At 58.6% G+C, this 18,844-nt stretch carries 30 protein-coding genes; 5 read left to right on the top strand and 25 right to left on the bottom strand.

What is annotated here, in order from left to right; translation table 11 throughout:
• Positions 1 to 10 precede the first annotated feature (10 nt).
• The 7 genes from rpsH to rpmC form a co-directional block, all read right to left on the bottom strand.
• The gene (gene rpsH, locus BMZ35_RS14055; protein WP_093094503.1) at positions 11 to 400 is read right to left on the bottom strand and encodes a 30S ribosomal protein S8; all 390 of its coding nucleotides are present in this window, start codon (positions 398 to 400) and stop codon (positions 11 to 13) included.
• A gap of 12 nt (positions 401 to 412) precedes the next feature.
• The gene (gene rpsN / locus BMZ35_RS14050) at positions 413 to 718 is read right to left on the bottom strand and encodes a 30S ribosomal protein S14 (protein WP_005621844.1); all 306 of its coding nucleotides are present in this window, start codon (positions 716 to 718) and stop codon (positions 413 to 415) included.
• A gap of 18 nt (positions 719 to 736) precedes the next feature.
• Positions 737 to 1,297 (bottom strand): 50S ribosomal protein L5, encoded by a 561-nt coding sequence (rplE, locus tag BMZ35_RS14045; protein ID WP_093094502.1) that lies wholly within the window; start codon positions 1,295 to 1,297, stop codon positions 737 to 739.
• Positions 1,290 to 1,601: a 50S ribosomal protein L24 gene (gene rplX, locus BMZ35_RS14040; protein ID WP_093094501.1), complete on the bottom strand. Its 312-nt coding sequence runs from the start codon at positions 1,599 to 1,601 to the stop codon at positions 1,290 to 1,292. Before rplX ends, rplE begins: the two co-directional genes overlap by 8 nt.
• Position 1,602: 1 nt before the next feature.
• Complete coding sequence (gene rplN / locus BMZ35_RS14035; RefSeq protein WP_005621870.1) at positions 1,603 to 1,971, bottom strand: 50S ribosomal protein L14; 369 nt, start codon at positions 1,969 to 1,971, stop codon at positions 1,603 to 1,605.
• A 100-nt stretch (positions 1,972 to 2,071) separates the two neighbouring features.
• Entirely contained in the window at positions 2,072 to 2,302 is a 231-nt protein-coding gene (rpsQ, locus tag BMZ35_RS14030) for a 30S ribosomal protein S17 (RefSeq protein ID WP_093094500.1), read from the bottom strand.
• Between the two features lie 14 nt (positions 2,303 to 2,316).
• Positions 2,317 to 2,514: a 50S ribosomal protein L29 gene (gene rpmC, locus BMZ35_RS14025; protein ID WP_093094499.1), complete on the bottom strand. Its 198-nt coding sequence runs from the start codon at positions 2,512 to 2,514 to the stop codon at positions 2,317 to 2,319.
• Positions 2,515 to 2,939: 425 nt separating this feature from the next.
• Here rpmC and BMZ35_RS14020 point away from each other — a divergent pair, with 425 nt between their 5' ends.
• Positions 2,940 to 3,881, top strand: coding sequence for a response regulator (locus BMZ35_RS14020; protein ID WP_093094498.1), 942 nt, complete (start codon positions 2,940 to 2,942; stop codon positions 3,879 to 3,881).
• Positions 3,882 to 3,905: 24 nt separating this feature from the next.
• Here the strand turns inward: BMZ35_RS14020 and BMZ35_RS14015 are convergent, their stop codons facing one another.
• From BMZ35_RS14015 to rplB, 10 genes are all read right to left on the bottom strand, one after another.
• The gene (locus tag BMZ35_RS14015; RefSeq protein ID WP_093094497.1) at positions 3,906 to 4,595 is read right to left on the bottom strand and encodes a Crp/Fnr family transcriptional regulator; all 690 of its coding nucleotides are present in this window, start codon (positions 4,593 to 4,595) and stop codon (positions 3,906 to 3,908) included.
• Positions 4,596 to 4,673: 78 nt separating this feature from the next.
• On the bottom strand, positions 4,674 to 5,660 hold the full coding sequence (locus BMZ35_RS14010) for an AraC family transcriptional regulator (RefSeq protein ID WP_165610090.1): 987 nt from the start codon (positions 5,658 to 5,660) through the stop codon (positions 4,674 to 4,676).
• Between the two features lie 85 nt (positions 5,661 to 5,745).
• A complete protein-coding gene (locus BMZ35_RS14005; RefSeq protein ID WP_093094495.1) occupies positions 5,746 to 5,991 on the bottom strand; it encodes a hypothetical protein in 246 nt (81 codons plus the stop codon).
• A gap of 112 nt (positions 5,992 to 6,103) precedes the next feature.
• Positions 6,104 to 6,724 carry a 2OG-Fe(II) oxygenase family protein gene (locus BMZ35_RS14000; RefSeq protein WP_093094494.1) on the bottom strand — a complete coding sequence of 207 codons (621 nt, stop codon included), beginning with the start codon at positions 6,722 to 6,724 and terminating at the stop codon, positions 6,104 to 6,106.
• A gap of 60 nt (positions 6,725 to 6,784) precedes the next feature.
• Positions 6,785 to 6,991: a hypothetical protein gene (locus tag BMZ35_RS20790; RefSeq protein WP_131814382.1), complete on the bottom strand. Its 207-nt coding sequence runs from the start codon at positions 6,989 to 6,991 to the stop codon at positions 6,785 to 6,787.
• 197 nt (positions 6,992 to 7,188) lie between these two features.
• The gene (rplP, locus tag BMZ35_RS13995; RefSeq protein WP_093094493.1) at positions 7,189 to 7,602 is read right to left on the bottom strand and encodes a 50S ribosomal protein L16; all 414 of its coding nucleotides are present in this window, start codon (positions 7,600 to 7,602) and stop codon (positions 7,189 to 7,191) included.
• Between the two features lie 12 nt (positions 7,603 to 7,614).
• Positions 7,615 to 8,322, bottom strand: a complete 708-nt coding sequence (rpsC, locus tag BMZ35_RS13990) for a 30S ribosomal protein S3 (protein ID WP_093094492.1) — start codon at positions 8,320 to 8,322, stop codon at positions 7,615 to 7,617.
• The gene (rplV, locus tag BMZ35_RS13985; RefSeq protein ID WP_093094491.1) at positions 8,322 to 8,702 is read right to left on the bottom strand and encodes a 50S ribosomal protein L22; all 381 of its coding nucleotides are present in this window, start codon (positions 8,700 to 8,702) and stop codon (positions 8,322 to 8,324) included. The genes rpsC and rplV overlap by 1 nt, the downstream gene beginning before the upstream one ends.
• A gap of 3 nt (positions 8,703 to 8,705) precedes the next feature.
• Entirely contained in the window at positions 8,706 to 8,984 is a 279-nt protein-coding gene (gene rpsS, locus BMZ35_RS13980) for a 30S ribosomal protein S19 (RefSeq protein ID WP_093094490.1), read from the bottom strand.
• 3 nt (positions 8,985 to 8,987) lie between these two features.
• Complete coding sequence (rplB, locus tag BMZ35_RS13975) at positions 8,988 to 9,830, bottom strand: 50S ribosomal protein L2 (RefSeq protein WP_093094489.1); 843 nt, start codon at positions 9,828 to 9,830, stop codon at positions 8,988 to 8,990.
• A 312-nt stretch (positions 9,831 to 10,142) separates the two neighbouring features.
• On the opposite strand from rplB, the gene BMZ35_RS13970 reads away from it, so the two are divergent.
• Entirely contained in the window at positions 10,143 to 10,922 is a 780-nt protein-coding gene (locus tag BMZ35_RS13970) for a HalD/BesD family halogenase (RefSeq protein WP_093094488.1), read from the top strand.
• A 195-nt stretch (positions 10,923 to 11,117) separates the two neighbouring features.
• On the top strand, positions 11,118 to 11,432 hold the full coding sequence (locus BMZ35_RS13965) for a phasin family protein (protein ID WP_093094487.1): 315 nt from the start codon (positions 11,118 to 11,120) through the stop codon (positions 11,430 to 11,432).
• 96 nt (positions 11,433 to 11,528) lie between these two features.
• Here the strand turns inward: BMZ35_RS13965 and BMZ35_RS13960 are convergent, their stop codons facing one another.
• From BMZ35_RS13960 to rpsJ, 4 genes are read right to left on the bottom strand one after another with little or no spacing between them, the layout of a single operon-like run.
• On the bottom strand, positions 11,529 to 11,825 hold the full coding sequence (locus BMZ35_RS13960) for a 50S ribosomal protein L23 (RefSeq protein ID WP_093094486.1): 297 nt from the start codon (positions 11,823 to 11,825) through the stop codon (positions 11,529 to 11,531).
• Positions 11,822 to 12,439: a 50S ribosomal protein L4 gene (gene rplD / locus BMZ35_RS13955; protein WP_093094485.1), complete on the bottom strand. Its 618-nt coding sequence runs from the start codon at positions 12,437 to 12,439 to the stop codon at positions 11,822 to 11,824. Before rplD ends, BMZ35_RS13960 begins: the two co-directional genes overlap by 4 nt.
• The gene (gene rplC / locus BMZ35_RS13950) at positions 12,436 to 13,161 is read right to left on the bottom strand and encodes a 50S ribosomal protein L3 (RefSeq protein WP_093094484.1); all 726 of its coding nucleotides are present in this window, start codon (positions 13,159 to 13,161) and stop codon (positions 12,436 to 12,438) included. The genes rplD and rplC overlap by 4 nt, the downstream gene beginning before the upstream one ends.
• A gap of 14 nt (positions 13,162 to 13,175) precedes the next feature.
• Positions 13,176 to 13,484, bottom strand: a complete 309-nt coding sequence (gene rpsJ / locus BMZ35_RS13945) for a 30S ribosomal protein S10 (RefSeq protein ID WP_093094483.1) — start codon at positions 13,482 to 13,484, stop codon at positions 13,176 to 13,178.
• A 340-nt stretch (positions 13,485 to 13,824) separates the two neighbouring features.
• Between rpsJ and BMZ35_RS13940 the strand changes: the two genes are divergently transcribed.
• Complete coding sequence (locus BMZ35_RS13940) at positions 13,825 to 14,199, top strand: glycine zipper family protein (protein ID WP_093094482.1); 375 nt, start codon at positions 13,825 to 13,827, stop codon at positions 14,197 to 14,199.
• A 62-nt stretch (positions 14,200 to 14,261) separates the two neighbouring features.
• Here BMZ35_RS13940 and BMZ35_RS13935 read toward each other — a convergent pair whose 3' ends face one another.
• The 3 genes from BMZ35_RS13935 to BMZ35_RS13925 form a co-directional block, all read right to left on the bottom strand.
• Positions 14,262 to 15,035: a lysophospholipid acyltransferase family protein gene (locus BMZ35_RS13935; protein ID WP_093094481.1), complete on the bottom strand. Its 774-nt coding sequence runs from the start codon at positions 15,033 to 15,035 to the stop codon at positions 14,262 to 14,264.
• Between the two features lie 190 nt (positions 15,036 to 15,225).
• Positions 15,226 to 16,461, bottom strand: coding sequence for a CoA transferase (locus BMZ35_RS13930; RefSeq protein ID WP_242654807.1), 1,236 nt, complete (start codon positions 16,459 to 16,461; stop codon positions 15,226 to 15,228).
• Complete coding sequence (locus tag BMZ35_RS13925; RefSeq protein WP_242654805.1) at positions 16,458 to 17,303, bottom strand: HTD2 family dehydratase; 846 nt, start codon at positions 17,301 to 17,303, stop codon at positions 16,458 to 16,460. Before BMZ35_RS13925 ends, BMZ35_RS13930 begins: the two co-directional genes overlap by 4 nt.
• Before the next feature lie 37 nt (positions 17,304 to 17,340).
• Between BMZ35_RS13925 and BMZ35_RS20960 the strand changes: the two genes are divergently transcribed.
• Complete coding sequence (locus tag BMZ35_RS20960) at positions 17,341 to 17,493, top strand: hypothetical protein (protein ID WP_165610089.1); 153 nt, start codon at positions 17,341 to 17,343, stop codon at positions 17,491 to 17,493.
• 175 nt (positions 17,494 to 17,668) lie between these two features.
• Here BMZ35_RS20960 and tuf read toward each other — a convergent pair whose 3' ends face one another.
• Complete coding sequence (gene tuf, locus BMZ35_RS13920) at positions 17,669 to 18,844, bottom strand: elongation factor Tu (protein ID WP_093094480.1); 1,176 nt, start codon at positions 18,842 to 18,844, stop codon at positions 17,669 to 17,671.

The raw sequence follows: 18,844 nt of genomic DNA, 5'->3' as shown, positions 1-18,844 counted from the left end.
CTGCTTCTCCTTAGAACACCGTGCAGAGCACTTCGCCGCCAACATTGTTGGAGCGTGCGCTTGCATCCGACATCACACCTTTCGAGGTGGAGACAATCGACACACCGAGGCCCTGACGGACAACGGGGATGTCATTGACGTTCATGTAAACGCGACGGCCGGGGGTCGAAACCCGCTTCAGTTCGCGAATGACAGGAGCGCCTTCGTAATACTTCAGGCTGATTTCGAACGCCGGGTGGCCGTTCTCTTCAGACTTTTCGTAGCCGCGGATGTAGCCTTCGTCGGCCAGAACATCTAGAACCCAGCCGCGCAGCTTCGATGCGGGGGTCGACACGGTCGACTTGCCACGCAGTTGGCCGTTGCGGATACGGGTCAGCATATCACCGATAGGATCGTTCATATCGTTCTCTCCTTACCAGCTCGATTTCACCATGCCGGGGATCTGGCCATTCGAGCCCAGTTCCCGCAGAGCGATCCGCGATACCTTCAGCTTACGATAGTAAGCGTGGGGGCGGCCGGTCAGCTGGCAGCGGTTGTGCAGACGGGTTGCCGACGAGTTGCGCGGCAGTTTCGCCAGTTTCAGACGCGCTTTAAAACGCTCTTCCATCGGGCGGCTTTCGTCATTCGCGATTTCTTTCAGCTCGGCGCGCTTGGCTGCGTATTTCGCCACCAGACGCTCGCGCTTCTTCTCGCGTTCGATCATTGCTTTTTTAGCCATGTCTCTTTTCCTTCCCGATCACGCGTTGAAGGGCATGTTGAAATGCTTCAACAGGCTCTTGGCTTCGGCGTCGGTTTCAGCGGTGGTGGCGATCACGATATCCATGCCCCAGTTCTCATCGACCTTGTCGAAATCGATCTCGGGGAACACGATGTGCTCTTTCAGACCGGTGGCAAAGTTGCCGCGGCCGTCAAAGCTCGGCTTCACACCACGGAAGTCGCGGATACGCGGCATCGCAACGGTGATCAGACGATCGAGGAATTCGTACATACGGTCGCCACGCAGCGTCACCTTGGCACCCATCGGCATGCCTTCGCGTACGCGGAAGCCTGCGATCGAGTTCTTTGCCACGGTGGTCAGAGCTTTCTGACCGGCGATCAGGGTCAGGTCTGCCTGTGCGGACTTGGCTTTCTTGCTGTCTTTGACAGCCGCACGACCACAACCGATGTTCAGAACGATTTTTTCCAGACGCGGGATCTGCATGTCGTTCTTGTAGCCGAACTCTTCTTTCAGAGCGGCACGGATGGTGTCTTTGTACGCGGCCTTGAGACGCGGGGTGTAGTCGGTGTTATCAAGCATCAATCACGTCCCCCGTGGTCTTGGCAAAGCGGACCTTCTTGTCGCCTTCCATGCGGAAGCCAACGCGGGTCGGTTTGCCATTTGCGTCCAGGATTGCCAGGTTCGACAGGTCGATCGGCATGGCCTTGGGCAGGCGGCCGCCCTGTGCGGTCTGGGTCTGGCGGGTGTGGCGGATGGCGATGTTGATGCCGTCCACAACAGCTTTGCCGGCTTTCGGGTCAACGGAAGCAATGGTGCCTTCCTTGCCCTTGTCCTTACCGGCCAGAACGACGACCTTGTCGCCTTTTTTCAGCTTAGCAGCCATCTTACAGCACCTCCGGCGCGAGCGAGATGATCTTCATGAAGTTCTTGGCGCGCAGCTCACGAACAACCGGGCCAAAGATACGGGTACCAACCGGCTCGTTGTTGTTGTTCAGAATAACGGCTGCGTTGCGATCAAAACGGATCGCGGTGCCATCTTCACGACGGACTTCTTTAGCGGTGCGTACGACGACGGCCTTGCGGACGTCACCCTTCTTAACGCGACCACGCGGAATGGCTTCCTTGACCGAGACGACGATGATGTCGCCCACGGATGCGTATTTACGCTTGGAACCACCCAGAACCTTGATGCACTGAACACGGCGCGCGCCGCTGTTGTCAGCAACATCCAGGTTGGTTTGCATCTGGATCATGTGGTTTCTCCCGACCTTTGGGGCGCCGATGCGTGGCGTTGCCCCCAGGGTTTCGACTAACTGTTAAGTCTAGTCGCCAGGAGCCTCTGTGAAGAGACTCTTAGGCTTCCAAAACTTCCCAGCGTTTGGTTTTCGAACGCGGTGCGCATTCGATAATGCGAACAGAATCCCCTACTTTGTAGGCGTTGTTCTCATCGTGAGCCCGGTATTTCTTGGACTTACGAATGGTCTTCTTCAGAACCGGGTGGGTGAAGCGACGTTCGACCGACACGGTAATGGTCTGGGCGTTGGCGTCCGAGGTCACGGTGCCTTGCAGGATACGTTTGGGCATCTATTCGGCTCCTCTTACTCGGCTGCTTTTGCTTTTTCGTTCAGGATCGTCTTCACGCGGGCCGCGTTGCGACGCGCCTTACGGATCTGCGCCGGGTTCTCAAGCGCGCCGGTGGCGGCCTGGAAACGCAGGTTGAAGCTTTCCTTTTTCAGATTGGCCAGCTCTTCACGAAGCTGATCCGGCGTTTTTTCACGCAGTTCTTTGGCGTTCATGCGCCTCTTCCTTTCTCATACATCAGAAGGCCCCCTGGGTTATGTGAGGGGTGACCTTGCACCTGATGGACAAATGACAAACACACGAATCCCGTCGAAACGGGAATCCGTGAGATGGCGCTCTATACGGGTCACGGGTGGGGTTGGCAAGGGGCCTTGAAGAAAAAGCCCGCTGGTAAGGAAAGGAACATCCACGCCGCACACTTGTAGATTGATATCCGGTTGCCGGATCTTGCATGGCACATAGTGCAACAAAACACCACACGACCAATCCCGCAAAAAATCGGCCTTGCCTTCAATGCAATTTATGCGAGTATTTACCTATCGTAAACTTTCCCTGATGTTGTAGTGCATCCGCTCGATTAGTTGACCATGCTGCCATAGGTATTTCGCCCGGCCCTCGCCGCGCATATAGGAGAGGATTTATGAAAATACTGATCGTCGACGATGATCCGGATATTCTGTCCATTCTGTCGGCTTCTCTCGAAGCATTTGGACACCAGGACATAGATACCGCCACCTCCGGTGCGGACGCTCTCGAGTTGCTGGAAACTGCCTCCCGGCCCTATTCCCTGTTCTTGCTGGACATCCAGATGCCCATAATGACCGGGGTCGAACTCTGTGCGCTGATCCGGTCCATGCCCGAATACCATTTTACACCGATCATCATGGTAACGGCCATGTCGGGCAAGTCGCACGTTGATGCCGCCTTTGCTGCCGGAGCTACCGATTACATAACCAAACCGTTCCAATTCGAGGATATCAAACTCAGGATCAGCCTCGCAGAACGGGCGTCGTTCCAGGCCGAACAGCTGGACAGGAACGCCGTCGCCCATGCAGCCGAGGATACGAGCCATGGCGACCTTCCCAAACTTGCGCTCGAAGACGCACTGCCCATCAATGATGTGGATGGCGTTCTGCGCGTTCATGCCTTTGAAAACTACCTCGCCCAGATGGGGCGGCTGGAGTTCAGCCGAACACGGCTGGAAATCCTGACGGTTACGAATATCGTCGACATCTATGAAAGATGCACGTCGCATGAGTTCTGCGATCAGATCACCGATATTGCTGAATGCATCTCGGATGCGATGCGCCACCATGCCCCCATGATCGCCTATTTTGGTGGCGGTATCTTTGGCATCGCGATCACCGGCCGTCTTGCCGGGCTGGTCGAGGATCATTCAACCGACATTCGAAATCAAATCGAGGAAGTCGGCCTTGTTTACCGGGATGGTACGCCCGTGCTGGTCATGTTCGAATTGTTCGAGGTTTCCAAACGCGCGTTCGTGTCCCCAAGGCGTCAAGTTGATTTTATCGAACGGATTACGCGCGATCTGAAACTCGCTGCGCATACTGGCACGGGTTAACCTCCCGGTCGTCGGAAACGCCCTTCACACCGAAGAGCCGCCCTCCGTCCGGGCGTTCTGAAACATAAGCTTCGTACGCATGTCGCGCGCAAATGCGGCTTCCAGAACCGCCATTGTCGCGTGGTTCGTCTGGCGCAGGCGCACCACCTTGGCCCGCTCGATCCGCCAGACCCGCGCCGGCGTTTGCAGGATCACTGTCGCCGCGGCAACCTCTTCCCCGATCAGAGACATCTCTCCGATGAAATGCCCGCCGCCAACGACACGCACCAACCGCCCGTCCGTGTGAACTGCCACTTCGCCGTCCGACAGGTAACACAGGAATTCGGGCTGAACTCCCTCGACCGTCAGAACCCGCCCCTCCGGCAGATCCTCCCACCGTCCCAGATCAAGAAACCGGCGCGTCTGACCGGGGGACAAGGCCAACAGGAACTGCGCCCGGAACCTGTTCTCCTCTTCCGAGAACACGGCTTTCCTGTCATTCCGCCAGAGGATGGTCAACTCGGCGAGATTTACGATGACCAGCAGCGATTGCCAGAACACGCCCACCGGATTGTTCAGCCAGAAATGATCAAACGCGATTCCAGCGAGGGCCGATGCAATCACGAAAATCCGCAGCCACAGCATCCGGCGCATGAGCATCGACAATACCAAAAGAAGGTAGGACAAATGCCCTGCCCACCCTTCAGTAATGAAACTCGTGTCAAAACCGGTCATTGGCTCTCGATTGGTTACCCAAGACTATCCTGCACCCCCGCGCATCTGGCGCCAAATGATTTGAAGCAACCGGGACTGTCAGCCGCTCTTGGCAAAAGTCGTTGGCGTTGTATCCGACCACTTTCGAAAGGCGGCCGAAAACGTCGCCTGATCAGCATACCCCAAAAGGAATGAGGTTTCCGACACGCCAAAACCTTCTCGCAGATAGGTTTGCGCAAGCGCATATCTCAGCGCAGCGGACAAGTCGCGAAACGAAGTCCCCTCTGCGGTCAACTTTCGCACAAGAGTTCGGCGCGTCATCCCCAAACGGGCAGCCACCTCGTCCGCCCCCAGAAAAGACCCCGGCAAAGCGTCAATCAACATGCGCTCGACGCGGCCGCTCAACGACATCTTGGGGCGCGCCTGTTCTAACAGTTTCGCATCCCCTAAAGCGCGCAGATGATCCACAAGTGCCGGGTCATGTGTGTCGAGCTTCGCATCCAGGGCACCCTGCACAAAATGAATACCATTTGCCTCGGCCCCGAAATGCACCGGGCACCCGGCTATGTGCTCGAAGGTTTCCCTGCCATCCGGCAGCGGGTGGGCAAGAAGCACGGCCTGCGGTCGCAGAATACGTCCGGCAACCGCGCGGATCCGGGTCAGCAACGCAAACATCAGAAATTCCTGGTAACGGTGGTTCAGCGCCAGCGCGTTTTGGGTGCACCGCAGCTGCAACACGTCCATTTCGCCAACCTTTTGCAAGGTCAATTCAAGCGTGTCGTCCGACAGGGAAATGAACTGCGCTGCATAGGTTACGGCCTCGCGCAAACTCCGTGCGCTCCGGGACACATAGGCCACCAGGGTCTGCGCATCACGAAACTGGGCACCGAGCCGCGCCGCCAGTGTCGGGTCCTGCGCCTCTTGACAGGCAAGGCGCACAAGCTCGGCCTCCTGCATCACAGTGGCAAGCGTGCGCATCCCCGGCGCGCGACCGACACGCCGCAACAAACGCTGTTGCACCGCAGATCCCAGTTCGGACTGCAATTTCTGGCTGACAAATGTAAAGCGCTCGCTGCGTGCGGTCATCATGTCCTCACCTTAGCGCACTGACGCAATAAGCAAACCCGGCTACGAACAGCAGCCGGGGTGGAATTCGCAAAGGAGTGAGGGGTCAGCCACGGCCATTCTGTTTGCACTGGCGTTTGTCGGCGCCGACGCCTTCGGATTGACGGCAATCCTGACGTGTGTCACGGCGATCCTGGCGGTTATCCATGCCGCGCGTATCGGCGACGTCGTAGCTGGAGCTGACTTCGACGGAGCTGGTGGCATCACCATTCTGAAGATCTGCCGGAAATGCAGCGGCCATCGATGCGGTGAACAGGGTTGCGGCGGTGAAAACTGCGGCCTTGGTGAACATCTTGATTTCCTTCCATCGGGTTGTTTGTTGTCTGATGAAAGAAATATGGCATTCACGTCCACTTGGCGTATTGGATGTCGAGACAAATGCGTTGGATATTGAGACTCCCGCACTATTCCCACTTATAGTTGAAGCTCACCGAAATCCGCTCATCCTCGGCCATGTTGATGGGCACTTCGTGGCGCAGCCAGCTTTCCCAAAGCAGGACGTCCCCGACCTCGGGCTTCATATAGATGAACGGTTGCAGATCGCGCCGCGCATCCTTCTTGCGAACCGGCGCCGCCATCATGCGGCCCGAACGCGGGTCTTCGAGCTTCAGCGCACTGGCACCGCCCGGCATCGACACATAGGTCGTGCCCGAGATCACCGAATGGGGATGCAAGTGCGAACTGTGCGTACCGCCTTCGGGCAGGATATTGATCCACAGGTCTTCAAGCTTCAGCTTTCGCCCATCGAGATCAAACTCAAGATCTTCGGCAAAAGCCGCAACATGCTGGTCCAGCGCCTCGACAATATCCGCAAAGATCGGAAACCGCCACGCAAGGTCCGTCAGCGACGCATAAGAGGTGTATCCCGGATATCCGTTTTCCTCGCACCAGGCCTGCCCGGCCTCGTCATCTTCGGCGATGGAGTAACAGGACACCTCCAGCTCCTCAGGATCAACGGGCTTGCCGTATTCAGAGAGCTTGGCGCGGTAAAGCCGGGTCACAAAGAGAGATTCGATCTGGGCCATCCCGGTGTCATAGCCCAGCCCAGCCCCCGATGCGAGGGGACACTTTTTCCCTTGTATTCCTTATCCGGTGCTGCGCCGGACCTTTGTATCGTCAGCAGCTAAGGCCGACTGCCCCTTTGCAATCATCTCGTCCAGAGCATCAAGCCAGGCTTCTGCGAGATCGACATTGCCTTTCCTCAGAATATTGAGCGCCATGTCCCGCTGTGGGCAATCCGGGTAATTATCAAGAATATAACGTACACTAGTGCGGTGGCTTTCTACGCGCATGAGGCCTCCAAAACAAAACTGTGCGCAGCCTATCACAGACCGAATGCATCTGCGCCGATTTTCACGCAAATACCCGCATTCTGCTACCCAGACGCACCCTATCAGAATCCCGCACACTTCAAACGGGAAAAACCCCCGCCATTTTCATGGCAGGGGTTCAATCTTTTGCGACAGAACGGGATCACCCGTTCGCCAACTTACCAGTCTTCACGAACCACGATGCGGGTCTTGATCGGCAGTTTCATCGCTGCCAGACGCAGAGCCTCACGGGCGATTTCGTCGGATACGCCATCGATTTCGAACATCACGCGGCCGGGTTTGACCTTGCATGCCCAATAATCAACCGAACCCTTACCTTTACCCATACGAACTTCGGTCGGCTTCGAGGTGACCGGAGTGTCGGGGAAGATACGGATCCAAACGCGGCCCTGACGTTTCATATGACGCGTCATGGCACGACGTGCTGCTTCGATCTGACGAGCCGTCACGCGCTCGGGCGTGGTGGCTTTCAGGCCGTAAGAGCCGAAGTTGAGGTCCGAACCGCCTTTTGCGAGGCCTTTGATCCGGCCTTTGTGCATCTTGCGGAATTTAGTACGCTTTGGTTGAAGCATCTCTCTTCCTCCTTAGCGACGACCGCCAGCACCGCGAGGTGCAGGGCCATCCTGGAGTTCCTGTGCTTTACGGTCGCGTGCCGACGGATCGTGCTCCATGATCTCACCTTTGAAGATCCAGACCTTGATCCCGATGATCCCGTAGGGGGTCATCGCTTCGGATGCGGCGTAATCGATGTCGGCGCGCAGCGTGTGCAGCGGCACACGGCCTTCACGGTACCATTCGGTCCGTGCGATCTCGGCACCACCCAGACGACCAGCAACGTTCACCCGGATACCCAGGGCGCCCATGCGCATGGCGTTCTGTACGGCACGCTTCATCGCGCGGCGGAACGAGACACGGCGTTCCAGCTGCTGAGCGATCGACTCGCCAACCAGCTGAGCGTCCAGCTCGGGCTTACGCACTTCAACGATGTTGAGGTGCAGTTCCGAGTCGGTCATCGCGGCAATTTTCTTGCGCAGGGTTTCGATGTCCGCGCCTTTCTTGCCGATGATGACGCCGGGACGTGCAGTGTGGATCGTGACGCGGCACTTCTTGTGCGGACGCTCGATGATCACACGTGCAACACCAGCTTGCTTGCACTCTTTCTTGATGAACTCACGGATTTTCAGGTCTTCCAGAAGAAGATCACCGTAGTCCTTGGTATCTGCGTACCAACGGCTGTCCCAGGTGCGGTTGACCTGGAGGCGCATGCCGATCGGATTGACTTTCTGACCCATTAGGCTTGCTCCTCAACTTGGCGCACCGTGATGGTGAGTTCCGAGAACGGCTTCATGATCTTGCCGAAACGGCCACGGGCACGCGGACGACCGCGCTTCATGACCAGGTTCTTGCCCACGTAGGCTTCGGCAACGATCAACTCGTCGACGTCCAGGTTGTGGTTGTTCTCGGCGTTGGCGATTGCGGACTGAAGACATTTCTTCACATCCTGCGCGATCCGCTTGTTCGAGAAAGTCAGGTCGGTCAGCGCCTTCTCAACTTTCTTGCCACGGATCATCGCGGCCACCAGGTTCAGTTTCTGCGGGCTCGTGCGAAGCATACGGACTTTGGCCATTGCTTCGTTGTCAGCCACGCGGCGGGGGTTCTTTGCCTTGCCCATGACTTACTTCCGCTTCGCTTTCTTGTCGGCAGCATGCCCGTAGTAGGTACGGGTCGGCGAATACTCACCGAATTTCTGACCGATCATGTCCTCGGTAATCAGCACGGGAACGTGCTTCTGGCCGTTGTAAACGCCAAACGTCAAACCCACGAACTGGGGCAGGATCGTCGAGCGGCGCGACCAGATCTTGATAACTTCGTTGCGGCCCGACTCGCGCGCTGCTTCGGCTTTTTTCAGCACGTAAGCATCGACAAAGGGGCCTTTCCATACAGAGCGAGACATATATTAACGCCCCTTCTTCTTGGCGTGACGCGAGCGAATGATAAGCTTTTGCGACGCTTTGTTCTTGTTGCGGGTGCGGGCACCCTTGGTCGGCTTACCCCAGGGCGAAACCGGGTGACGACCACCCGAGGTCCGGCCTTCACCACCACCATGGGGGTGATCGATCGGGTTCATAACCACACCACGGACCGACGGGCGCTTGCCTTTGTGGCGCATACGACCGGCTTTACCGTAGTTCTGGTTCGAGTTGTCGGGGTTCGACACGGCACCAACGGTTGCCATGCATTCCTGGCGCACCAGGCGCAGTTCGCCCGAGCTCAGGCGGATCTGGGCGTAGCCACCGTCACGACCAACGAACTGTGCGTACGTACCTGCGGCACGTGCGATCTGACCACCCTTGCCGGGCTTCAGTTCGATGTTGTGGATGATGGTACCGATCGGCATGCCCGAGAACGGCATTGCGTTGCCCGGCTTGATGTCGGCCTTGGCCGACGCGATCACCTGATCACCAACCGCCAGACGCTGCGGAGCGAGGATATAGGCCTGCTCGCCGTCTTCGTATTTGACCAGGGCGATGAATGCGGTCCGGTTCGGGTCGTATTCGATCCGTTCGACGGTGGCCGCCACATCAAATTTGTTCCGTTTGAAGTCAACAATCCGGTAAAGGCGTTTTGCCCCACCACCGCGACGACGCGATGTAATCCGTCCGGTGTTGTTCCGGCCGCCCGACTTGGTCAAACCCTCGGTGAGGGCTTTGACAGGACGTCCTTTCCAAAGCTCCGAACGGTCGATCAGCACCAGCCCGCGCTGGCCCGGCGTCGTCGGCTTATACGACTTGAGTGCCATGCTTTCTGTCTTCCGTTTTACAGTACCAGAGGTGGTCCCCTGGCTATGTTTGAGGCCCCCGCCCGCAAGTTTTCTTGGAAAAAACTCACTACTAAGGTGCCAGTGGTATAGGCCCCCGTAGGTGCCCGACTAAATAACAACCGGCCCCAGAACGAATCTGAGGCCGAGAAGATGAGGGTCTTTAGCAGGGGCGGGGGTGAGTGGCAAGTGACGATTGGCCAAGCATTTGCAATGAATCGATTTTCATTCAATGGTTGGGTTGTTAGCCTTTTCTCTCACTCGCCAAAACCCCAACACATTCAAGGACGCACCATGACACTCGAAGATATCGTCGACCTCTCCGCCTATCCTATCGGAGACACGGATTTTCGGGCCTCTTGCAAAGCCGCCTTTGACGCCACCGGGGTGTTAACGATGCCGGGATTCGTGCGCGAGGCCGCCATATCCGCGATCCGGGAGGAGGGACTCGCCAACCAAGACAAGGTTTATGCCAAGACTGAACAGCACACCGTCTATCTTAGTGCACCGGATCCAGCCTTTGATGCCAACCATCCGCGCAACCGATTGGTCACGTCGTCCAAAGGCTGCATTACGGATGATCTGATCCCCGAAGGGTCTGCACTCAGAGCGCTCTATAGCTCAGTTCTGTTTCAGGCGTTTTTGTGCGAAGTTCTCGGGGAGGAGGCGCTGTATGAATACGCCGATCCGTTGTCATCAATAAATCTGCACTTCGCCAATACCGGACAAGAGCTCGGTTGGCATTTTGACAACTCCTCTTTTGCAATTACCCTCATGGTTCAGGCCCCTGAAAAGGGCGGGCAGTTCGAGTATGTTGAGAATGTAAGGAATGCTGATGCCGGAGAAATGGGATTTGATGCGGTAGACGGTATCCTTTCGGGTCGCAGGCCAGTCAAGGAACTGAAAGCCGAGGCCGGAACGCTTGTATTCTTCCGGGGCCGTAATTCGATCCATCGGGTCGCGCCGAACGAAGGCAGTCGAACGCGCATGCTGGCGGTACTCGCCTACAATGCGGAACCGGGCATATCGTTGTCGGAGGAAGCCCGGATGACATTCTACGGACGGACCGGGTAGGCCACGTAAGGTGCCCCATCCGGCTCGAAAATAGTCAGGGCACAAGCACGACACGCGTTCTTCGACAGGATCGTCGTGTGATCAACGCCAATACCCAAAACACGATCCAAATCAAATCCCCTCCCCCGCCATCGTGCTAGACTTCCCCATGAACCTTCCCCAAGGTCAAGCACCACATCATGAGGAGACCCCAAGATGGCCACAAAATCCAAAGACACCAAAACCGCCGAAAAAGCCGCTTTCGACCCGATGGCCGCCTTCAACCCGGCCGCCGCCAAGGTCTGGCAGGACATCATGGCCGAAAGCGTTCGCTTCATGACAGAGCGCCTGCAAAAGGACATGGAAACGCAAAAGGCGATGTTGTCCTGCAAATCCCCGGCAGAGCTGCTGCAGCTGCAGACCGAGTTCTTTCAGGATGCCATGAAAGACTATACCGACGAAGCCACACGGATGCTGACGCTCATGTCCTCGACCGGGACGGCGCGCTCCTATGACGACGTGCCTCTCTGAGGCAAGAGACGCAACGCCCCGCGAAACAAAAAGCCCCTCGGCGCGAACCGAAGGGCTTCTTGTTTCTTCCGGCACGGGGCTCTCACCCCGGCACGATCAGAGACCGGTGGTCACGTCGATCGTGTTGCCTTCTTCGAGGGTCACATAGGCTTTTTTCACGTCTTTACGCTTGCCCAGCTGGCCGCGGAAACGCTTGACCTTACCCTTGGTGATGGTGGTGTTGACCGCTTTGACCTTCACACCAAACAGAGCCTCAACGGCCTCTTTGATCTGGGGTTTGTTCGAGTCGATTGCCACTTCAAAAACAACCGCGCCGTTTTCGGACGCCATGGTCGATTTCTCGGTGATGATCGGCTTGCGGATCACATCGTAATGTTCTGCCTTCGCGCTCATTTCAGTCGAGCCTCCAGTGCTTCGACACCCGCCTTGGTGATCACCAGCGTGTCACGCTTGAGGATGTCATAGACGTTTGCGCCCATCGTCGGCAGGATATCCAGACCTTCGATGTTCTTGGCTGCCTTGGCGAAACCTTCGTTCACCGACGCGCCGTCGATGATCAACGCGCGCTTCCAGCCCAGGTTTGCAACCTGCTTGGCCAGTGTGGCGGTCTTGCCTTCGGCTTCTGCAGCGTCGATCACGACCAGTTCGCCGGCTTTCGCCTTGGCGGACAGTGCGTGACGCAGACCAAGCTTGCGGAATTTCTTCGGCAGGTCGTGGCCGTGCGAACGCGGCGTCGGGCCCTTATAGATACCACCCTTGCGGAAGATCGGCGCGTTACGGTCACCGTGGCGTGCGCCGCCGGTGCCCTTCTGGCGATAGATCTTCTTGGTCGAGTAGCTGGTTTCCGAGCGGGTCTTGACCTTGTGAGTACCGGCTTGCGCGTTGTTGCGCTGCCAGCGCACCACACGGTGCAGGATGTCCGCGCGCGGCTCCAGACCAAACAGGTCTTCGCTCAGCTCGATGTCGCCGGCTTTACCGCCGTCCAGTTTGATCACATCAAGTTTCATGCTTCACCACCTTCCGCGGGAGCTTCTTCCGCCGGTGCTTCGGTTGCAGCTGCCTTCACGGCTGCCGGGAACGGCAGGCCTTCGGGCGCTTTTTTCTTCACGGCGTCCTTGACGGTGACCCAGCCACCTTTGGAACCGGGAACGGCGCCTTTGATGAACACCAGACCACGATCGGCGTCGGTTTTGACGACTTCGAGGTTCTGGGTGGTCACGCGGGCAGCACCCATGTGGCCGGCCATTTTCTTGCCTTTGAACACCTTGCCGGGGTCCTGACACTGACCGGTCGAACCGTGCGAACGGTGGCTGATCGAAACACCGTGCGACGCACGCAGACCGCCAAAGTTCCAGCGCTTCATGGCACCGGCAAAACCTTTACCGATCGAGGTGCCCGAAACGTCCACTTTCTGACCTTCCAGGAAGTGCTCCGCCGTGATTTCGGCGCCCACTTCAATCAGGCCATCTTCTTCGACGCGGAACTCGACCAGCTTACGCTTGGGCTCAACCTTTGCAGCTGCAAAGTGGCCGCGCATGGCTTGCGAGGTGCGTTTGGCTTTGGCCGAACCGGCGCCCAGCTGAACGGCGGTGTAACCGTCTTTTTCAACTGTCCGCTGTGCGACGACCTGAAGGCCATCCAGATGAAGAACGGTCACAGGGATCTGCTTGCCGTCTTCCATGAACAAGCGGGTCATGCCCACTTTCTTTGCGATAATTCCAGAGCGCATCCGTGATACCCTCCTTAGACCGAGATCTGGACGTCAACACCAGCCGCGAGGTCGAGCTTCATCAGCGCGTCCACGGTCTGGGGAGTCGGATCAACGATGTCGAGAAGACGCTTGTGCGTACGGATCTCGAACTGATCGCGGGATTTCTTGTCAACGTGGGGACCACGCAGAACGGTGAACTTCTCGATTTTGTTCGGAAGCGGGATCGGGCCACGGACGGTTGCGCCGGTGCGCTTTGCCGTGTTCACGATTTCCTGTGTGCTGGCATCCAGAACACGGTAATCGAAAGCCTTCAGCCGAATGCGAATGTTTTGACTTTGCATTTCGTCAGCCTTTTCATAGGCGTTGGAGTTGAGAGGAGGACCTGCGACCACCGCAAACCCTCATCGAACCCAAACGGCGGGAATCACCCCGCCGCCACGTTCTCCTTGAGAACCCGCGCCGTATAGTTGGGATTGGTGCAGGGGGCAAGGGTTATTTCCGTAACCGTCATGTGACCGGCCCGCTTGGGTCCCCCTCCGTGCGCGGGCCATCGCGCATGGCATCGGCGACTATTGGCTGAAGCACCGGAACTGCCCTTGGAATCGCCGCCGGCTTTCCCATTTACACGGCAAAGACACCGCGCGCGCGATCGCGCGCGGGCTGGAGAACAAGGATTTCACCATGTCATACGCTAAACTCATTCTCGCCTTGCCCGTCGCCGGGCTTCTGGCCGCCTGCGATAACACCGGCGCCAGCTACGAACCCGTTATCGATGGGGCCGTTGGCCCGAACTACTACGCCGATCTCTCGGCCTGTCAGAACCTCGCCGCGTCACAGGGCGCGCTCGACAGCAACGCCGGGGGCAAGGCCGCCGCCGGCGCCGGGGTCGCAGCTGCGACCACCGCGGTGTTCAACAACAAGGGCAACAACGTACGCGACGCCGCCGCCGTCGGTGCCCTTGCCGGTCTGACCGCCAGCGCGATCGATCAGAACACCAAGAAAGAGAACATCGTCAAAAGTTGCATGCGCCAGCGCGGCTACAGGGTCGTCGGCTAAGCGCACCCCACGGGGCAGAGGCGACACTGCCCCGTGGGACGTTCCCTCCCGACCCGCAGCACTCACTTCTGGTCAAAGACGGCCATCATTTCGGCCCTGAGACGCGCCACATCATCGTCCACAGGGGCCTCCGGGTCACAGTGAAACGGCGGCAACGCCACCACCCGCACCGTCCCGCTCAAGGGCATGAACTGGCCACGCGGCAACAAACGGTCTGAATCCAGAATGACAATCGGGCGAATACTGCGCCCGGATTCACGCGCCACCAGCACAGCCCCCGCCTTGAACTCCCCAAGCGACTGCGTTTTCGTGCGCGTCCCTTCCGGAAACAACACAACCGAACGACGCGCGGGCATCTCCTGAACCGCTTTGCTCAGCGTTTCCATCGCCACCTTGCCACTCTTGCGGTCAATCTCGACCAATCCCGCACCCAGAAACCCCGTCTTCAAGAGCTTCGCATCAAACAGCTCTTTCTTGGCGGCAAAGGTGAACCACTTTTCGTCCGGCACCACGTCCATCAACGTGAACCCATCAAGGTGACTGCGGTGATTGATCACGATGACACTGTCCGTGTCCCCCGCCAGATCCCGCTTGTTTGCCTCCGACATCTCCACCCGAATGCTCAGCAGCCACAAAAGCCGCGAACAGGCGCGCTTGACCAACCGCCAGTACCAGCCGCGAAACCCCTTTCGCCGTGCGCAAAGCAACGGGACGAACCCAATGAACAGGAAATAGAGCGGCCCCAAAAGCACGAGGACGCTGCGCTTGATCAGGCGCAGCCAAAAGGGATCAATGGCCTGAACGGGCGCATCTGGGGACGTTGAATTCGTGGTCATGTCTTCCTGACAAACTAAAAGCCCGGCCAGGGCAATGTGGCCATGAACTCCCGGCCCATGGGCATTTCGGGAAGGGCGTCAGGGCAAGCGCCGTGGATGCAAAAGAGGCGCTGCATCGCAACGCCTCTATCCGGCAATTCCCGTGAAACTGCAATCACTACTTGCCCTATGGGAAAGTATGCTCAGCCTGTCATGCCGCGCGCCCCTGCAGGCTGGAATGATCCGCGACGACACCGCGATCAAATAGCCCCGCAATCTCGGTATCATCCAATTGCGCCACCTCCGACAGGATTTCCTCGGTGTGCTCCCCCAGCACAGGCGCCGCCACCGGCGCATTGCGCGCCGCCTCCGAGAATGTTGCGGGCATACCCGGCACGGGAAACGTCCCCAGCCCCGGCTGGTGCAACATCCTGAACATTGCATTGTCCGTCGACAGGTCCGGATCCTGCGCCACCGCCTCTTTCACCGTACGAAACACCGACCACGTCAGCCCCCGCCGATCAAAATCCGCGGCAAAATCCGCCAGCCGCCGTGCGGCGAACCATGGCGCCAGTATCGCGGTGATATCATGGCGCAGATCCCAGCGGGCCCCCTCTTCCCGCAGGGATCTGCCACTCCGGGCCTCAAGCCCCGAGATCTCATCTGCGATGCCGGTTGCCTCAACCAGACCGCGCCATTGCCGGTCCGTCAGCCCGATCACCATCACGCGCTGGCCATCCGCACACAGGAAATCCTGCCCGTAGGCGCCATAAAGCGCATTGCCGGACTTACTTCGCGGCGCCTCGTTCACAACCGCATCCCCGATCATACCCAAATGCCCAAGCGTTGCCGCCGCCACGTCCTTGAGCGACAAGTCCACATTCTGCCCGACACCCCGGCGCAACCGGTGCCGCTCAGCCGCCAACAGAGACGACACCACGAGGTTCCCCGCGATCAGATCCCACGCCGGAAGCGCATTGGCGACAGGATCGGGATACCCTTCGGGCCCGGTGATATCGGGAATGCCAAGCGCCGGGTTTACCGTGTAATCCACCTGCGGCCGCCCGTGACGGTCCCCGCTCAGGCTCACCATGATCAGGTCGTCGCGGTGCTGCGACAGGCTTTCGTAATCCATCCATCCCCGCACCCTGAGATTGGTCAGGAACAGCCCAGCATCATCACCCGGTGCGGTCACGATCCGGGTGATCAATTCACGTCCCTCGGGCGCTTTCATATCCACCGCGATCGACTTCTTTCCCTTGTTGAGCCCGGCCCAGAACAGGCTCTGCCCCGACGGGGCCAGCGGCAATCGCCCGGCATCCAGCCCGCCGCCCAGACGATCGAACCGGATCACCTCGGCCCCCATTTGCGCCAGTGTCATCCCCGCCAGCGGCACCGCGACAAAGGCCGATCCCTCGACCACGCGCATCCCTTTGAGAATGCTCATTGCGTATCCTCCCAGATCGCCGTGGCCTGCATGCCCTGGTGGCCGCCCTGCCCGGTGCAAAGCGCTAGCGCCCCGTCTTCCTCGACAGCCGCAATCTCAAGGTCTTTCCCGGCGAACATCGGATGCACGCCCCGGAAATGGAAATCATCCGGCACCCGCCCCTTATGCGCACAGGCCGCCTGCATCAGCAAAGTCGCCTGCAAAGGACCATGCACCACCAGACCGGGGTAATGCTCAACCTCACGCGCATAATCGAGATCATAGTGAATGCGATGGGCATTGAAGGTCATCGCCGAATAGCGGAACAGCAGGGTCGCAGGGGTCGCATGATCTTGGCGCAGCACCGGCGCCTCCGGCATGGCGCGTTTTTTCGGCGGGTCATAGCTTTCGGGAATCTGCAGATAGACGATGTCCTGCCGCTCTTCGATGGCAAGCCCTGCCGGGCCGAATATCTGGTGATCCACGGTCACGAACACCATCGGGCCCGCCGCGCCTTCCTTTTCCGTGATGTCGCGCACCAGGGAGCTGCGCTGCAGTTTATCCCCGACCCGCAGCGGCGCGCGGAACCGCAACATGCCACCCGCCCACATGCGCCGTTTGAGATTCACCGGCGGCAGGAAATCCCCCAGCATGGGATGTCCATCGTCGCCAAGCTCTTCCATCGGAATAGCGGGCGGAAAAGCAGCCCAATGCCAGAGCGGCGGCAACAGATCACCATCTCGCGGCGGCGCGGTATTTCGGGGACCAAGGGTGGCGTGCATTTGCGCTGCGCGCTGTGTCGACACCCCGCCCAACGCAGTTTCCGTGCGGCCGTGCCACGCAATCAGGTTCAGCTTGTCCATGTCTTCCTCCCTCGCTGCAATACATTCAAAAGGAGGAATGACCGATCAAAAATCAAATAAAAATAACGACTTACATGAATACCACGGCATACCAACCGGGCGCACCACGGCATACCGTTCGCTTGAACAGCTTGGGACAAATGGGTTTTTCGTGGGCAATTATGCAGGCGCAGCGGAGTCGCTGCGCTAGCAGCGTGCGACCGGATGACACAGAGGGCCGTCGAAAAGTCACCCCCTCTTGCAAGCAAAAGAGCCGCCCCGGGAGGCGGCTCTTGGCTGGTTTTTTCTGAGTGGCTTTCGGCAGACTTGGCCCGTGAGCCAAATCGCCTTTCGCCCGTCAGAGTTCTTCTGCGAAAAACTCGGCTTTACTCGATGATTTTCGACACAACGCCGGAACCGACGGTGCGGCCGCCTTCGCGGATGGCAAAGCGCAGGCCCTGTTCCATCGCGATCGGCGCGATCAGCTCGACGTTGAACTTCAGGTTGTCGCCCGGCATCACCATCTCGGTGCCCTCGGGCAGCTGAACAGTCCCGGTCACGTCGGTGGTGCGGAAGTAGAACTGCGGACGGTAGTTCGCGAAGAACGGCGTGTGACGGCCACCTTCATCCTTGGTCAGGATATAGGCTTCGGCTTCGAACTTGGTGTGCGGCGTCACCGAACCCGGCTTACACAGAACCTGACCACGCTCAACCGCTTCACGGTCGATACCACGCAGCAGCGCGCCGATGTTGTCGCCCGCTTCACCGCGGTCCAGCAGCTTGCGGAACATTTCAACACCGGTACAGGTCGATTTCTGCGTGTCCTTGATGCCGACGATCTCGATCTCGTCACCCACGTTGATCACACCACGCTCAACACGACCGGTCACAACCGTACCGCGACCCGAAATCGAGAACACGTCTTCGATCGGCATCAGGAACGGCTCGTCAACCGCGCGCGGCGGCTGCGGGATGTACGCGTCAACAGCGGCCATCAGCTCGGCGATCTTTTCCGAACCGATATTGTCGTCACGGCCTTCCAGAGCGGCCAGAGCCGAACCTGCGATGATCGGAATATCGTCGCCCGGATAGTCGTATTCGCTCAGCAGTTCGCGGACTTCCATTTCGACAAGCTCAAGCAGCTCTTCGTCGTCAACCTGGTCAACCTTGTTCAGGAACACGACCATGGCGGGGATACCCACCTGGCGGCCCAGCAGGATGTGCTCGCGGGTCTGCGGCATCGGGCCGTCAGCGGCGTTCACAACCAGGATCGCCCCGTCCATCTGCGCCGCACCGGTGATCATGTTCTTCACATAGTCAGCGTGGCCGGGGCAGTCGACGTGTGCATAGTGACGCGCGTCGGTTTCATACTCAACGTGCGCGGTCGAGATGGTGATGCCGCGGGCTTTTTCTTCCGGCGCGCCGTCGATCTCGTCATAGGCTTTGAAGTCACCGAATTGCTTCGTGATCGCTGCCGTCAGAGTGGTTTTACCATGGTCAACGTGACCGATGGTGCCGATGTTGCAGTGCGGTTTGCTGCGTTCAAACTTTTCCTTGCCCAT

It is taken from the genome of Shimia aestuarii, assembly GCF_900114635.1.
Lineage (GTDB): Bacteria > Pseudomonadota > Alphaproteobacteria > Rhodobacterales > Rhodobacteraceae > Shimia > Shimia aestuarii.
This window is presented reverse-complemented; position numbering and strand designations above follow the sequence as displayed.

Coding starts and splice junctions, on each gene's coding strand:
- rpsH (WP_093094503.1), bottom strand. CDS start 400: ATGAACGATCCTATCGGTGATATGCTGACCCGTATCCGCAACGGCCAA.
- rpsN (WP_005621844.1), bottom strand. CDS start 718: ATGGCTAAAAAAGCAATGATCGAACGCGAGAAGAAGCGCGAGCGTCTG.
- rplE (WP_093094502.1), bottom strand. CDS start 1,297: ATGCTTGATAACACCGACTACACCCCGCGTCTCAAGGCCGCGTACAAA.
- rplX (WP_093094501.1), bottom strand. CDS start 1,601: ATGGCTGCTAAGCTGAAAAAAGGCGACAAGGTCGTCGTTCTGGCCGGT.
- rplN (WP_005621870.1), bottom strand. CDS start 1,971: ATGATCCAGATGCAAACCAACCTGGATGTTGCTGACAACAGCGGCGCG.
- rpsQ (WP_093094500.1), bottom strand. CDS start 2,302: ATGCCCAAACGTATCCTGCAAGGCACCGTGACCTCGGACGCCAACGCC.
- rpmC (WP_093094499.1), bottom strand. CDS start 2,514: ATGAACGCCAAAGAACTGCGTGAAAAAACGCCGGATCAGCTTCGTGAA.
- BMZ35_RS14020 (WP_093094498.1), top strand. CDS start 2,940: ATGAAAATACTGATCGTCGACGATGATCCGGATATTCTGTCCATTCTG.
- BMZ35_RS14015 (WP_093094497.1), bottom strand. CDS start 4,595: ATGACCGGTTTTGACACGAGTTTCATTACTGAAGGGTGGGCAGGGCAT.
- BMZ35_RS14010 (WP_165610090.1), bottom strand. CDS start 5,660: ATGACCGCACGCAGCGAGCGCTTTACATTTGTCAGCCAGAAATTGCAG.
- BMZ35_RS14005 (WP_093094495.1), bottom strand. CDS start 5,991: ATGTTCACCAAGGCCGCAGTTTTCACCGCCGCAACCCTGTTCACCGCA.
- BMZ35_RS14000 (WP_093094494.1), bottom strand. CDS start 6,724: ATGGCCCAGATCGAATCTCTCTTTGTGACCCGGCTTTACCGCGCCAAG.
- BMZ35_RS20790 (WP_131814382.1), bottom strand. CDS start 6,991: ATGCGCGTAGAAAGCCACCGCACTAGTGTACGTTATATTCTTGATAAT.
- rplP (WP_093094493.1), bottom strand. CDS start 7,602: ATGCTTCAACCAAAGCGTACTAAATTCCGCAAGATGCACAAAGGCCGG.
- rpsC (WP_093094492.1), bottom strand. CDS start 8,322: ATGGGTCAGAAAGTCAATCCGATCGGCATGCGCCTCCAGGTCAACCGC.
- rplV (WP_093094491.1), bottom strand. CDS start 8,702: ATGGGCAAGGCAAAGAACCCCCGCCGCGTGGCTGACAACGAAGCAATG.
- rpsS (WP_093094490.1), bottom strand. CDS start 8,984: ATGTCTCGCTCTGTATGGAAAGGCCCCTTTGTCGATGCTTACGTGCTG.
- rplB (WP_093094489.1), bottom strand. CDS start 9,830: ATGGCACTCAAGTCGTATAAGCCGACGACGCCGGGCCAGCGCGGGCTG.
- BMZ35_RS13970 (WP_093094488.1), top strand. CDS start 10,143: ATGACACTCGAAGATATCGTCGACCTCTCCGCCTATCCTATCGGAGAC.
- BMZ35_RS13965 (WP_093094487.1), top strand. CDS start 11,118: ATGGCCACAAAATCCAAAGACACCAAAACCGCCGAAAAAGCCGCTTTC.
- BMZ35_RS13960 (WP_093094486.1), bottom strand. CDS start 11,825: ATGAGCGCGAAGGCAGAACATTACGATGTGATCCGCAAGCCGATCATC.
- rplD (WP_093094485.1), bottom strand. CDS start 12,439: ATGAAACTTGATGTGATCAAACTGGACGGCGGTAAAGCCGGCGACATC.
- rplC (WP_093094484.1), bottom strand. CDS start 13,161: ATGCGCTCTGGAATTATCGCAAAGAAAGTGGGCATGACCCGCTTGTTC.
- rpsJ (WP_093094483.1), bottom strand. CDS start 13,484: ATGCAAAGTCAAAACATTCGCATTCGGCTGAAGGCTTTCGATTACCGT.
- BMZ35_RS13940 (WP_093094482.1), top strand. CDS start 13,825: ATGTCATACGCTAAACTCATTCTCGCCTTGCCCGTCGCCGGGCTTCTG.
- BMZ35_RS13935 (WP_093094481.1), bottom strand. CDS start 15,035: ATGACCACGAATTCAACGTCCCCAGATGCGCCCGTTCAGGCCATTGAT.
- BMZ35_RS13930 (WP_242654807.1), bottom strand. CDS start 16,461: ATGAGCATTCTCAAAGGGATGCGCGTGGTCGAGGGATCGGCCTTTGTC.
- BMZ35_RS13925 (WP_242654805.1), bottom strand. CDS start 17,303: ATGGACAAGCTGAACCTGATTGCGTGGCACGGCCGCACGGAAACTGCG.
- BMZ35_RS20960 (WP_165610089.1), top strand. CDS start 17,341: ATGACCGATCAAAAATCAAATAAAAATAACGACTTACATGAATACCAC.
- tuf (WP_093094480.1), bottom strand. CDS start 18,844: ATGGGCAAGGAAAAGTTTGAACGCAGCAAACCGCACTGCAACATCGGC.